The organism is Algirhabdus cladophorae, assembly GCF_044772865.1.
Lineage (GTDB): Bacteria > Pseudomonadota > Alphaproteobacteria > Rhodobacterales > Rhodobacteraceae > Algirhabdus > Algirhabdus cladophorae.
In genome coordinates this window covers 3,561,512-3,574,433 of the sequence record NZ_CP173029.1, presented here as the reverse complement: position 1 = coordinate 3,574,433, position 12,922 = coordinate 3,561,512, and the positions used below count along the sequence as shown (strand labels likewise).

Annotated in this window: 15 protein-coding genes; 12 read left to right on the top strand and 3 right to left on the bottom strand. The window is 54.9% G+C overall.

What is annotated here, in order from left to right; translation table 11 throughout:
- Positions 1–2 precede the first annotated feature (2 nt).
- The 3 genes from ACIRQ6_RS17355 to ACIRQ6_RS17345 all read right to left on the bottom strand — a co-directional run bounded on the left by ACIRQ6_RS17355 (position 3) and on the right by ACIRQ6_RS17345 (position 2,115).
- Positions 3–521, bottom strand: a complete 519-nt coding sequence (locus tag ACIRQ6_RS17355; RefSeq protein WP_420861871.1) for a redoxin domain-containing protein — start codon at positions 519–521, stop codon at positions 3–5.
- A 68-nt stretch (positions 522–589) separates the two neighbouring features.
- The gene (locus ACIRQ6_RS17350) at positions 590–1,420 is read right to left on the bottom strand and encodes a GNAT family N-acetyltransferase (RefSeq protein WP_420861870.1); all 831 of its coding nucleotides are present in this window, start codon (positions 1,418–1,420) and stop codon (positions 590–592) included.
- Positions 1,417–2,115, bottom strand: a complete 699-nt coding sequence (locus tag ACIRQ6_RS17345) for a GntR family transcriptional regulator (RefSeq protein ID WP_420861868.1) — start codon at positions 2,113–2,115, stop codon at positions 1,417–1,419. Before ACIRQ6_RS17345 ends, ACIRQ6_RS17350 begins: the two co-directional genes overlap by 4 nt.
- A gap of 232 nt (positions 2,116–2,347) precedes the next feature.
- Between ACIRQ6_RS17345 and ACIRQ6_RS17340 the strand changes: the two genes are divergently transcribed.
- The 12 genes from ACIRQ6_RS17340 (at position 2,348) to hpf (ending at position 12,897) form a co-directional block, all read left to right on the top strand.
- Positions 2,348–3,334 (top strand): ABC transporter ATP-binding protein, encoded by a 987-nt coding sequence (locus ACIRQ6_RS17340; RefSeq protein ID WP_420861867.1) that lies wholly within the window; start codon positions 2,348–2,350, stop codon positions 3,332–3,334.
- A 49-nt stretch (positions 3,335–3,383) separates the two neighbouring features.
- Positions 3,384–4,661: an ABC transporter substrate-binding protein gene (locus ACIRQ6_RS17335; protein ID WP_420861866.1), complete on the top strand. Its 1,278-nt coding sequence runs from the start codon at positions 3,384–3,386 to the stop codon at positions 4,659–4,661.
- A 57-nt stretch (positions 4,662–4,718) separates the two neighbouring features.
- Positions 4,719–5,582 (top strand): ABC transporter permease, encoded by an 864-nt coding sequence (locus ACIRQ6_RS17330; RefSeq protein ID WP_420861865.1) that lies wholly within the window; start codon positions 4,719–4,721, stop codon positions 5,580–5,582.
- Between the two features lie 2 nt (positions 5,583–5,584).
- A complete protein-coding gene (locus ACIRQ6_RS17325) occupies positions 5,585–6,424 on the top strand; it encodes an ABC transporter permease (RefSeq protein WP_420861864.1) in 840 nt (279 codons plus the stop codon).
- On the top strand, positions 6,421–7,056 hold the full coding sequence (locus tag ACIRQ6_RS17320) for an aspartate/glutamate racemase family protein (RefSeq protein ID WP_420861863.1): 636 nt from the start codon (positions 6,421–6,423) through the stop codon (positions 7,054–7,056). Before ACIRQ6_RS17325 ends, ACIRQ6_RS17320 begins: the two co-directional genes overlap by 4 nt.
- 182 nt (positions 7,057–7,238) lie before the next feature.
- Positions 7,239–8,441 carry an OmpA family protein gene (locus tag ACIRQ6_RS17315; protein WP_420861862.1) on the top strand — a complete coding sequence of 401 codons (1,203 nt, stop codon included), beginning with the start codon at positions 7,239–7,241 and terminating at the stop codon, positions 8,439–8,441.
- A gap of 168 nt (positions 8,442–8,609) precedes the next feature.
- Positions 8,610–9,221 carry a ribonuclease D gene (locus ACIRQ6_RS17310; RefSeq protein ID WP_420861861.1) on the top strand — a complete coding sequence of 204 codons (612 nt, stop codon included), beginning with the start codon at positions 8,610–8,612 and terminating at the stop codon, positions 9,219–9,221.
- Between the two features lie 15 nt (positions 9,222–9,236).
- Positions 9,237–10,205, top strand: a complete 969-nt coding sequence (locus ACIRQ6_RS17305; RefSeq protein WP_420861860.1) for a KpsF/GutQ family sugar-phosphate isomerase — start codon at positions 9,237–9,239, stop codon at positions 10,203–10,205.
- Entirely contained in the window at positions 10,205–10,798 is a 594-nt protein-coding gene (lptC, locus tag ACIRQ6_RS17300) for an LPS export ABC transporter periplasmic protein LptC (RefSeq protein ID WP_420861859.1), read from the top strand. Before ACIRQ6_RS17305 ends, lptC begins: the two co-directional genes overlap by 1 nt.
- A gap of 22 nt (positions 10,799–10,820) precedes the next feature.
- Positions 10,821–11,303 (top strand): lipopolysaccharide transport periplasmic protein LptA, encoded by a 483-nt coding sequence (lptA, locus tag ACIRQ6_RS17295; protein ID WP_420861858.1) that lies wholly within the window; start codon positions 10,821–10,823, stop codon positions 11,301–11,303.
- Positions 11,303–12,061: an LPS export ABC transporter ATP-binding protein gene (gene lptB, locus ACIRQ6_RS17290; protein WP_420861857.1), complete on the top strand. Its 759-nt coding sequence runs from the start codon at positions 11,303–11,305 to the stop codon at positions 12,059–12,061. Before lptA ends, lptB begins: the two co-directional genes overlap by 1 nt.
- A gap of 260 nt (positions 12,062–12,321) precedes the next feature.
- A complete protein-coding gene (hpf, locus tag ACIRQ6_RS17285; protein ID WP_420861856.1) occupies positions 12,322–12,897 on the top strand; it encodes a ribosome hibernation-promoting factor, HPF/YfiA family in 576 nt (191 codons plus the stop codon).
- Positions 12,898–12,922: the final 25 nt, after the last annotated feature.

Genomic DNA, 12,922 nt, shown 5'->3' with positions numbered 1-12,922 from the left:
GCTCAGGCTGTTCCGCGCTCCGGGCGATCATTGGTGATGTTAAAGATCATACCGTCCAACAATTCCTCAAGATCAGGCAGCGCCGCGGGTCCGTTCGAGATATCAACCAACATCAACGTCCCATTAGGGCGGATCGCAAAAGCACCGGGTTCGGCAAAAACGCCTGTGGTTTCAGCCTCTGACAAAGGCGTCGAAACATAAAGACCCAACCCACGCATTTGCGCCTCGGTCATCCCGTAGCACAGATCAAAATCCCAACCAAACTCGGCTTTGTCAGCCGCAGCTTTTTCCGCCGTATCCGCCGATACCACGATCACATCCATCTGTTCCTGCCAAGCACCCAACACCGCGTTCAACTTGTTCAGGAACCGTTTGCATCTGGGGCAGTGCTTACCACGATAAACAAACAGCATAGTCCACCGATCTTTGGATTGGCCAATGGTCAGGGTGTTGTCTTGCCCGACAACAGGAAAGCTCATTTCAGCGACGGGCGCGCCAACGTTTGGTTTGGGTGAAGACATCTGAGTTTCCTTTGATCCGGTTTTTAAATGCTATCGCAAAGACTAGCACAGTCCGAACCACAACCCAATCAGCCCAGTTCCATACAGGCAATCGCGTGATAGGGCGGGGGCTGTCCGATGGGTGGAGTATTCAGATACATGCGCGCGGTTTCAAAAACTGGCTCAAAGCCATGTTGTTGCAAAAGCAGGCTCAAACCCTGCGCAGTATCGGGCACGTCAACAAACACCGGTGCGTCGTCCTGCTGTGGGGCAACAGCCCGCAACAGATCCAAGGCATCTTGCGCGTTTTCCGCTTGAATAGGCCCTATTTTGATCCCTAGGCCACACTCACGGGCGGTTGCAAAACCAGCAATCTCGCTCCCACGCTTTAGCACCATAGTCCGACGCGACCGGGTCCGGGAGAACCAGTTTGCCATAAATTGATTTCGCATGGCTCCAGTCGCAATACGCTCCATCTCCAGCAAGACACTTCGATCCAAAGTGGTCGCTGCAACAACGTTTGGGCACGCCCTGTGGGACACCACACCTTGATAGCGCACCGTGCGGCCGGTCTTGCGAAATCCTGATATTCGGTAGTTGTCTTGTTGTGCCGCAACACCGTCCAATCCGACACAGCGCCGACCGGCATACGCCAACCCGTGGCGCCAGACCTCCATCCCATAACCACGCCCGCGATATCCCGGCAAACACAAATAGAGGCCCAAAAACGCAAAATCGTTACTATGATTGACGACACTGATAGCCGCTACAGGGCAACCATCCACATCTTTGACGAAGAACCCGTTTGGGTCAGCAGCAAAAAACGCAGGAGCGTCCTCAACACCGGGGTTCCACCCTTCCCTTGTGGCCCAGCCCAGAACATCGTTTAGTTCTAGTTCCGTCATATTGCGGACGGTCATAGTCGCAGCGCATCCTTGAGACTGCCAAAGTTGCCAACCTGTTGGCGCAAGTCCAAAGCAGAATGCAAATCTACCAAATGACTGCGCATCAACTCCTCAGCCTGCGCGCCATTTCCTTGGGCCAAAGCCCGTACCAGCGCGTGATGCGCATGCTTTTCACATAGCGCACTTTCCCGCCGCCAATAAAGCGCGATAATCAACGACGACCGCGCCACCAGTGTTTCGATCATAGCAGCTATGGTCGATTGGTTGGCGATGCGGGCGATCTCCATGTGGAACAACCCCGACAGATATAACGCACGTCCCAAATCAGACGCGTCCAGCGCCACGTGTTCATCCTTGATATGGCGCTCCAGCAGCGCAATGTCGGCTTCGGTGGCGAATTGGGCAGCGGTGCGTGCTGTTCGCGGCTCCAGTAATTCGCGCGCCTCAAACACTTCCGTGGCTTCTTTGGGTGAGGGCCGCGCGACAAAGGCGCCGCGATTGCGGTGAATTTCAACCAGCTGGATGTAAGACAGGGATTGCAACGCCGACCGAACAACAGTGCGCGACACTCCGTAAATCTCACCCAATTCATCCTCACCCAGTTTGGTGCCGGGTGCGATGCGATGCTCGTGAATAGCCAAAGACAGCGCGCTTGCAATCTGGGCACTGGAAGCAGGCGTTTTCGTGTCTAGGCTGGCGGTTTTTTTCATCGGCGTGTCCTCGTATCGCCTTTGTGTCAGAGGGGCGCAGGGCGCTCAACTGGAAACGAAAATGTACTCAACCTGATTCTAAATTGTATACAATTTTGTGTGCATTATTTACCCAAGCCCCCCATAAGCCGCTCAATTTACGGGCAACTCTGGAATCCAGCCCTGTTTGAACCGGCCAAGAATTGCCGACCACCCCCTGCCCATCCTTTGCTGCAAGCAACCAAGGGGTGACATGGAACATAATCGTAAAGAGCTTGAACTGGTCAGCGTGACCAAACGCTACGGAACAACCGTGGCCGTGAACAAGATCAGTCATCATTTTCAGCCCAGCGGATACGCGTGCCTGCTCGGCCCATCGGGCTGTGGTAAATCCTCAACGCTGCGCATGATCGCAGGCCACGAGAGTGTGACCGACGGGGCAATCCTACTGGGGGGTACCGATATTTCACATCTGGCACCCGCCCAGCGCGGCACAGCCATGATGTTCCAAAACTACGCCCTCTTTCCGCACCTTAGTGTGGCCGAAAACGTAGCCTTTAGCCTCAAGATGAAAGGCGAGGACAAAGCGCAACGTCTGAGCAAGGCAGGCGAGATGTTGGAATTGGTCGATCTAAGTGCGCTCGGCGACCGCCTACCAGATCAACTATCTGGCGGCCAACAGCAACGTGTGGCTTTGGCCCGCGCCTTGATCACACGTCCTGACGTATTGCTGCTGGACGAACCTTTGTCCGCCCTCGATCCGTTTTTGCGCGTCCGCATGCGTGGCGAGTTGCGCAAACTTCAGCGCGAGCTTGGCATCAGCTTTGTGCATGTCACTCATGGTCAGGACGAGGCATTGGCCCTTGCCGACGAAATCGTCGTAATGAACAACGCAGTTATCGAACAGGCAGGCCCAGCCCGCGACGTCTTTAACGCGCCAAAAACAGCTTTTGTTGCGCAATTCATCGGAAGCCATAACGTCGTGTCCCTGGCCCAAGGGCGTTTCGCCATTCGCGCAGATGCTGTGCAGCTGACACCTGCGGACAAAGGTACGTTGCAGGGCGATATCACCGCCGTTGAATACCAAGGCACCCATGTGTCCGTGCACGCGCGCATCGCTAGGGATCAAGAGGTCATGGCACTGATCCCCGACACCATCTTTTTTGCCAACCCGCACAACCCCGGCGACCTCATCGGTCTGCACTGGGACGCCAACGATCAACATAAACTGACCGCGTGAACCGCGGCGCCCTCTTCCAAAATCCAAAACCTGACAAGGAGACGACCCAATGACCAAATTCACTCAACGAAACGGCTTGAGCCGCCGCACACTTTTGAAAAGCGCTACCGCCGCAGTGGCCGGAACCACTCTGGGCGCGCCAATGCTGTGGGCGCAAAACATCAAAGACGTGACATTGCGCCAGTTCGGAACAGGCGTGTCCAACCTCAATGATGTTGCAATGAAAGTAAAAGAAGACCTCGGCTTTACACTGGAAATGACCGCATTGGACACCGACAGCGTAACCCAGCGCGCGGCGACACAGCCCAACAGCTTTGACATCGCTGACATCGAATACTTTATCGCCAAAAAGGTTTGGGGTGCGGGCAATCTGCAGGCCATGGATACCTCCAAAATCGACAATTATGACAAGATCGCCGGAACCTTCCGCAGCGGCCTGTTGACACCGACCAGCACAATCGCTCAGGGCACCGCACCGCACACCGTTGGCTTTACATCCGGGCCAAACGGCACCGACTTTGTTCAGGAAGAATCCGGTTGGATGACCTTGATCCCCACCATCTACAACGCCGACACATTGGGCATCCGCCCTGACCTGATCGGCCGACCCATTACCAATTGGTCCGAACTGTTGAACCCTGAATTTAAAGGCAAGGCCTCTATCCTTGATATCTCGTCTATCGGGATCATGGACATGGCAATGGTCGTGGAATCCATGGGCGAATACACCTACCCCGACAAAGGCAACATGACCAAAGAAGAGATCGATCTGACAATCGGCATCTTCACCGAGGCCAAGAAAAATGGCCAATTCCGCGCCTTCTGGAAATCCTTCGATGAAAGCGTCAACCTGATGGCATCTGGCGAAGTAGTGATCCAGTCCATGTGGTCCCCTGCGATCACAGCCGTGAAATCGCAAGGCATCCCCTGCATCTACCAACCGCTGGAAGAAGGCTATCGGTCTTGGGGCGGTGGCTTGGGTATCTCGGCTGCTCTGTCAGGTATCGAACTGGATGCAGCCTATGAATACATCAACTGGTATCTTTCCGGCTGGGTTGGGGGCTACCTGATGCGTCAAGGCTACTATTCTGCGGTGCCTGAGACGTCCAAAGCGTTCATGTCTGATGACGAATGGGGCTTCTGGTATGAAGGCAAAGCCGCGATGGGCGACATCCTATCCCCAACAGGTGACAAGCTGGCGGGTGCTGGTGAAGTCCGCGACGGTGGGTCGTTCCTCGAACGCATGGGATCCGTTGTGTGCTGGAACTCCGTCATGGACGAAAACCAGTACATGGTCCGCAAATGGAACGAATTTATCGCAGCCTAAACTGCCTTTCGGGTGCGCTGCGATGTGGCGCACCCTTTTTTACGCAAGAATGCCCCAATGAAAAAACTGCGCGACACCTCTGCCATATCCAGCCTTCTGATGGTCTCGCCATTGGCGGCAGTTTTACTGATTTTCCTCGTATTACCGATCGTCTTGATCGTCATCGTCAGCTTTTGGCGGGCCACTGAATTTTCGATCATTCCCGCATTCGAGTTTGATAATTACGAATTCCTGTTCGGGTCACCAGTGACCTACACAGTCTTCTTTAACACCTTCAAATACGCTTTCATTACTTGGACCTGCACGCTGCTGATTGGATTCACGGTGGCCTATTATCTGGCGTTCCACATCCGCACTCTGACTTGGCAGATCGCCTTGTTTTTGCTGTGTACGATCCCGTTTTGGACCAGCAACATCATCCGCATGATCTCATGGATTCCATTTCTGGGACGCAACGGGATCGCCAATTCGACACTGATCTCATGGGGCGTGATTGATGAACCGATCGAATGGCTGCTGTTTTCAGACTTCGCCGTGATACTCGCCTTTGTGCATCTCTACACGCTGTTCATGGTTGTCCCGATTTTTAACACGATGATGCGGATCGACAAATCCTTGATCGAGGCCGCGCGCGATGCGGGCGCAAATGGCGCACAAATCCTCTGGAACGTCATCATCCCATTGACCAAACCGGGCATTATGATCGGCACCATTTTCGTGGTCACTTTGGTGATGGGCGATTTCATCACCGTTCGGTTTATGAGTGGCAGCCAGTCCGCCAACGTCGGGCGCCTGATCTCCAACGATATCGCCCTTCTGCAATACCCCAGCGCGTCGGCCACGGCGATTGTTCTCCTGCTGACCGTGCTGATCACCATCGGCATTTTGCTGCGCTTCGTCGACATCAGAAAGGAGCTTTAGGCATGGAACCGCGCCCTCGATCCTTTTACGTCCTCAGCGTCTTTTTCGCCCTGTTCCTCCTGTTTCTTTACGGGCCAACCATCACCATCGGCATCCTGTCTTTCCAAGGTGAAGGTGGCGGGCTGACCTTCCCCATGCGCGGTGTATCGCTGCATTGGTTCCGCGATCTGTTCGAACAGCAAGCCGTTGGCGACATATGGGGCAGCTTCCGCCGCAGCTTTGCCCTTGGACTGATGGTGATGGTGGTCACTGTCGTCGTATCGGTCATGGGCGGGCTGGCGTTTCGTCACAAATTTCCAGGTTCAAACATCCTGTTTTATCTGATCATTACCTCACTTGTGATCCCGTCCATCCTGATCTCACTGGGGGTGGGCCTGCTGTTTTCCCAATCGGGACTGAATGTGCATTGGTCCACGTCAGGTTTTGGCGCGCAACTGACATGGACGCTGCCTTTTGGCCTGTTGATCATGTTCGCTGTCTTCAACCGCTTCGACAAAAGCTATGAAGAAGCCGCCCGTGATCTGGGCGCCAGCCCATGGCAAACCCTGCGCCATGTGGTGCTGCCAATCATTGCGCCCTCGCTGATCGGGGTCGCCTTGTTTGGCTTTACCCTCAGCTACGACGAATTTGCCCGAACCCTGCTTACCGCGGGCAGCTACAACACGCTGCCGCTGGAAATCTACGGCATGACCACAAACGTCACCTCCCCCGTGCTCTATGCCCTTGGCACCCTGACAACTGTGTTTTCTCTGGCGATGATAGGCCTGTTCTTGGGCTTGGCTTGGTTCGGTGGGCGCCGCAAAGCCCGGGCTGGGTCCGACGCAGGTCAGGGCATGCTATGATTGTCCTGATCAACCCAAACAGCACCGAAACCATGACCAAGGCCATGTTGCAGACCGCACAGGCCGCCGCGCCTCACGCCAGGTTTGAAGGCTGGACCTCACATGACGGTCCGGCCTCGATCCAAGGTGAGGCAGACGGGATAGCTGCCACGCCGGCGCTGTTGAAATTGGTGGGCCAAGCCTCGGATCAAGGCGCGAGTGCCATCATCATCGGATGCTTTGACGACACAGCACTGTCGCAAGCCCGCGAAATTGCTGCCTGCCCAGTGATTGGAATTGGTCAGGCCGCCTATCATATGGCCGCCCTTTATGGTCCCAAGTTTTCAGTGGTCACCACGCTGCCAATCTCTGTGCCAGTGCTCAAAACCAACATCGACAATTACGGTCTGTCCGGCCATTTGGGCAAGGTCCGTGCCAGTGATGTGCCGGTACTGGCGATTGAAACCGACCCCGACGCCTCGGCGACCAAAATTATCGCAGAAATCCGGGCCGCAAACGACGAAGACGCCGTGCAATCCATCGTTTTGGGCTGCGGTGGCATGGTTGATATCGAACGCAAAGCGGCACCCGTCGTGCAGACCAAGCTTATTGATGGTGTGACCGCAGCTGCCCTTTTTGCCAGCACCTTTTAGGCAACCTCCCCAACAACACCCGCTATAATTGTATTTTGTCGCGCCAAGATGCGTATTTCGGTGTCTTTGAGGTACTTCTCGTTGACGAAACCCCATGTTTATACGCTATAGGTGTCATAGTCGGCAAAATGCTGCTGGTCGGCCAAAAAAAATAACTACATCTAGTGGGGGCTATTTGAGCAATGACACTACACGAACCTAAAAAACGATCATGGAGTGCGCCAATCGCAGCCATGGTTCCATTCGCATTGGTCCTAGGCGTTGCAGCCTATTTGGACCCAGATCGCACCAAAGCCTTCTTTGGCTTGGACGAACAAGAGGTTGCTGTGGCAACACCACAAGTTGAACCTCAACGGGTCAACAACCTCAACAATCTGGTCGAGAATGCTTTGGTCGTCGAACCGCAACCACAGCTTCAAGGCGATCAAATTGCTGCGGCGATTGTAGCGGCAAAACCTGCCCAGACCGAGGACGTGACCCGTAACGAACCCTTGGGCGTGCTGCAAACTGCTCCGGTTGAAACCGCGCTCAGCGAACCGGCCAAGCCTGTTGAAACTCTCGACACGGCCGAGGCTGCAACGTTCTTTTCCAACGCGCAGGCCCGGCTGGCCGCTGAGGAAAGCTGTGGCAACGATCTGGCGGCCTTGGCCAGCCAAACGCAAATCTATTTTCCATCCGGTGGTCTGTCCGCCGAAGCATCTGGCTTGATCAAGGCACGTTTGATCGGTCAAGTCGCGCAATCCTGCCCCGGCTTTACGGTTCAGGTTGAAGGCCACTCTGATCCGTCAGGGGACAGCCGGATCAACCAACGCCTCAGCGAACAACGGGCGCAATCGGTGATCTCGCTCCTGTCCACTGCGGGCATCGAAACCACAAACTTTGTGGCCGTAGGATTTGGCGACCAGCAACCGTCAAACATCACAGGGCCAAAGGGCCGCGCCTACTATGACCGCCGCGTGGAATTTTCGATCATTCGCGATGTGAAAACAGCCTCGCTGAACTCGGGTGGCCAGTTTTGGCGTCCAGCCGCATCAACCTGTGCAAAACAGCTTGAAACCAAAGTGGCGCAGACCAACCTCTTTTACGCACCGCGGGCCATCACCGTCTCGATCAGCGAACTAGAGTCAGTCTATCAATTGGCCGCAGAGGCTGCGAACTGTGAAGGCGCACGTTTACGTCTTGTCGGTCAGCACTCCGATGATCAGGGGCTGCGCGAGGACTACAACACAGGCCGCCTACGCGCGTTAGCGTTGATGGGATCTTTGGTGGCCGCAGGGTTTGAAGGCGAGAAAATCCTCATCGGTGCGCCCTCAAAATCTGTTGATGTTGCGGGCCAGCCAAGCTTGCCTAACAGCCGCGTGGATTTCCAAATCATAATGGATTAATCCTCAGGACACCGCACAAACGAAAGGGGGCCCAGCGCCCCCTTTTTTGTGCAAGGGCCCAATCCCTTTAAGCAAGCATTTCCCAAGCTTTGGTTGGGCCGTTGAGTTTACTGGGCAAAACGCCTATCTCCCTGTGAACACGTCAAAACACGCAATCAGAGGATCCCCATGGCCAATCATCTCTATCAAAACGATCTGCCCGATGGGCTGGATTTGGGACCCATTGTTGCGATCGACTGTGAAACCATGGGCCTGAACCCCCATCGGGACCGCCTGTGCGTGGTGCAAATGTCGGGCGGTGACGGGAATGCGCATATGGTGCAAGTTGCCAAAGGCCAAACCGAGGCGCCCAATCTCTGCGCTATGCTGGAAAACCCAGAGGTGTTGAAACTATTCCACTTTGGACGCTTTGATATCGCCGCGATGTACAATGCGTTTGGCGCGCTGACCGCACCGGTTTATTGCACAAAAATCGCCTCAAAACTGGTGCGCACCTACACGGATCGGCATGGGCTAAAATCCTTGCTTCAGGAAATGCTGGGCACCGATATCTCTAAGCATCAGCAAAGCAGCGATTGGGGTGCTCCCACTTTGACGCCTGCGCAATTGGACTATGCCGCGTCGGATGTTTTGTACCTGCACCAACTGCGCGAGAAGTTTAACATCATGCTCGAACGCGAGGGGCGCATGGAAACCGCGCAGTCGTGTTTTGATTTTCTGCCCACCCGCGCCAAGCTGGATCTGGCCGGATGGCCCGACATCGATATCTTTTCGCATTAACCAAAGGCCACTCCCATGACAGATCGCCCAAGTTTTCTGGCCACGGCCAAGCGCGTCATTCAAACAGAAGCCGACGCTCTGAACGCCTTGGTGGCGCAGTTGGACGATGGATTCGACAGCGCGATCTCGCTTATCTTGGAAGCCAAAGGTCGCGTCATCGTGTCAGGCATGGGCAAGTCGGGACATATTGCGCGAAAAATTGCCGCCACATTGGCCTCTACCGGAACGCCTGCCCATTTCGTGCACCCCGCCGAAGCCAGCCATGGCGATTTGGGTATGATGGCTCAAGGCGATGTGGTCTTGGTCCTGTCCAATTCTGGCGAAACGCCCGAACTTGCAAATCTGTTAGCCTACACGCGGCGGTTTCAAATTCCGTTGATTGGACTGGCCAGCAATCCTGCTAGTACGTTGATATCACAATCAGATGTAGCCTTGATCTTACCTAAACTGGCCGAGGCGTGCGGCACTGGCGTTGTGCCCACAACATCAACCACCATGGCGCTTGCCATGGGGGATGCCATCGCGATCGCCCTGATGGAACACCGCGCCTTTACCCCTGAACACTTTCGCGACTTTCATCCCGGTGGCAAACTGGGCGCGCGACTGGCGCGGGTGGGCGACTTGATGCATGCCGGAAACGCCTTACCAGTAGCCCCTGCCACGACACCCATGAGCGAGGCTTTGCTGACCATTTCCCAAAAGGGCTTTGGGGTGGTTGGCGTGACCGACCCCCAAGGCTACCTTACGGGCATCGTGACCGACGGGGACCTGCGTCGGCACATGGACGGTTTGCTGGGGCTGACCGCGGGTGACGTAATGACCAAAGACCCGACCACAATTGCCCCACAAGCCCTAGCCGAGGAAGCCGTGGCGTTGATGAATGATCGTAAAATCACCTGCCTGTTTGTGGTCGACCCCACACAGGACGGGACCCCTCTAGGGATTTTGCACATCCATGATTGTCTGCGTGCTGGCGTGGTGTAGTGGCCTTTGACAACAGCTATTCTCGCTTTGTCGCGTGGGCCAAGATCGTCTTGCCGCTGGTCGCACTAGGTCTTTTGTCGACACTCTTTTTGTTTTCTAAGCCCATCGATCCATCGCTGTCCTTGCCCTACGCAAAGGTCGATGTGGAACAAAGCGCGCGTGAACAACAGATCAAAGAACCCACATATTCCGGTATTACCAGCGATGGCGCGGCCATCAAAGTAGTCGCCGAAACCGCGCGGCCCGACGTCGACAACACAGGTCTAATGAGCGCAAAAGTCCTGACAGCCGAATTGGTTTTGCCAAGCGGTCGGATCATGGACATCCAATCGAAACGTGGCACCATCGACAACAACACGAACCAAGTCACTCTCGAAGGCAACGTTCAACTCGACACCTCCGATGGCTACCAAATCCTGACCCAAAGCCTGACATCTGCCCTTGGCAAAACCCACATCACAACTGCAGGCACCGTGCAGGGCACCGGTCCACTGGGGTTCTTGCAGGCGGGTCAGATGGAACTTAGCCAATCTAACGATGCACAGTATCTTCTGGTTTTCAAAAAGGGCGTGAAACTGATATACACGCCGTAAGACTGCATTAAGGGATAGATTTGTGAAAACTGTATTTGCCATGATCGTGGCCGCCACTCTTTTGGTGGGACCTGCCACGGCCCAACAATTGCAATTTGGCGGCATGCAGCAAGACACTGACGCCCCAGTCGAAGTGACCTCTGATCAACTCAGCATCAACCAAACCGATGGTTCCGCGACCTTTACCGGCAACGTGATCGTGGGCCAAGGCGAGATGCGGCTGAGCGCCCAGCGCGTTGTGGTGATCTATACCGAGGATCAAAGCGAAATCGAACAGATGCTGGCCTTTGGCGGCGTCACCCTTGTCAACGGTCCCGAGGCCGCCGAGGCCGATGAAGCAGACTATACCCTGTCCACTGGCACCGTGTTGATGCGCGGTAATGTGGTCGTCACTCAAGGCCCCAGCGCCGTGTCTGCCGACCGTATGACCGTTGATCTAGAAACCGGCACCGCGCAATTGGATGGTCGTGTACGGACCTTGCTGCAGTCGTCTGGCCAAAACTAATGGCCAAACCCGATCTCAAAATTGCCGAAGGCAGCGGCGGCCTGAAAATCACCAGCCTACGCAAGAGCTACAAAAAACGTCTGGTGATCCGCGATGTCAGCCTCGAACTGGGCCGTGGCGAAGTCGTCGCTCTGCTTGGGCCAAACGGGTCTGGCAAAACCACATGTTTTTATTCCATCGCGGGCCTCGTGACCCCCGAAGGAGGCGAAGTGCTGGTGGAAGGGCGCAATGTGACCAACCTGCCAATGTATCGTCGTGCCAAGCTGGGCATCGGGTATTTGCCGCAGGAAATGTCGATCTTTCGTGGCATGACTGTCGAGGACAACATCATGTCCATCCTCGAAATCACACACAAAGACCGCCACAAGCGCCGCGAACGTCTCGAGGAATTGCTATCCGAATTTTCCATCGAACACCTGCGCCGCGCCTCTGCTCTGGCCCTGTCCGGTGGGGAACGTCGCCGTGCCGAGATTGCCCGCTGTTTGGCGGCTGATCCCAAATACCTGCTTTTGGACGAACCGTTTGCGGGCGTCGATCCCATCGCCGTAGGCGAAATCAGAACACTTGTGTCTGACCTCAAAAAACGCGGCATCGGTGTGCTGATCACGGACCACAATGTGCGCGAAACACTGGAAATCGTCGACCGCGCCTACATCCTGCACGATGGCCGCGTCTTAATGAGTGGCACAACAGAAGAAGTCGTACGCGACGAAAACGTCCGCCGTGTATACCTTGGGAAATCGTTCAAAATTTCCTAACCAATACAGACACCTACAGGTAACATATCGCTCTCAATCGCTAAAAGGTTAACAACTTTTTTGCGACAAAAGATTGACTCTGACCCCTCTTTTGTCGCCAAGTGATGTCAATGCAACGGTTTGACACCACTTCAAAATCCAGTTTGCACGCTTCGGCGTGGGCGATTTTCTCAAACCCAAGCAGGCTCACCTAAAGTCCAATTCAGCACCCCGCCAACAGGGGAGTTGCGCTTTGGACCATGATCTTTAAAGGAGACAGAATGCGGTATCAGATCACTGGCAAGCAAATTGACATTGGGGATGCGCTGCAAACCCACGTGAAAACGGAATTGGGTGAGGTCGTCGACAAATACGCGGAACGACCGACCGATGCGAATGTCATTTTCTCCAAAAGTGGTCATGAACATGTCTGCGAAGCTGTGGTGCATTTGTCCACTGGCCTCACCGCACAGGCCAAAGCCCACGAACCCGAGATCTATGCAGCCTTCGATTCCTGCTGCGAAAAAATGGAAAAACAACTGCGCCGATACAAGCGCAGGCTAAAGGATCATCACCGCGAACGCGCGCAACCCGTTGAACACTTCGGGGCCTCCTACAACATTTTGCAAAGCACCGAGTCCGATTCGGAGGCCGAACCAGAGACATTACAGCCCATGATCGTCGCCGAGATGGAGACAAAAATCCCTTCATTATCAGTAGGTGAGGCCGTAATGCAGATGGAAATTTCTGGTTCACCCTTGCTGGTTTTCCAAAATGAGAATAAGTCAGGCGTCAACGTGGTATATCGCCGGGACGATGGAAACATTGGTTGGATAGACCCACAAAACGCAGGATAACTGCACCAGCCGTTTACAGGACTTA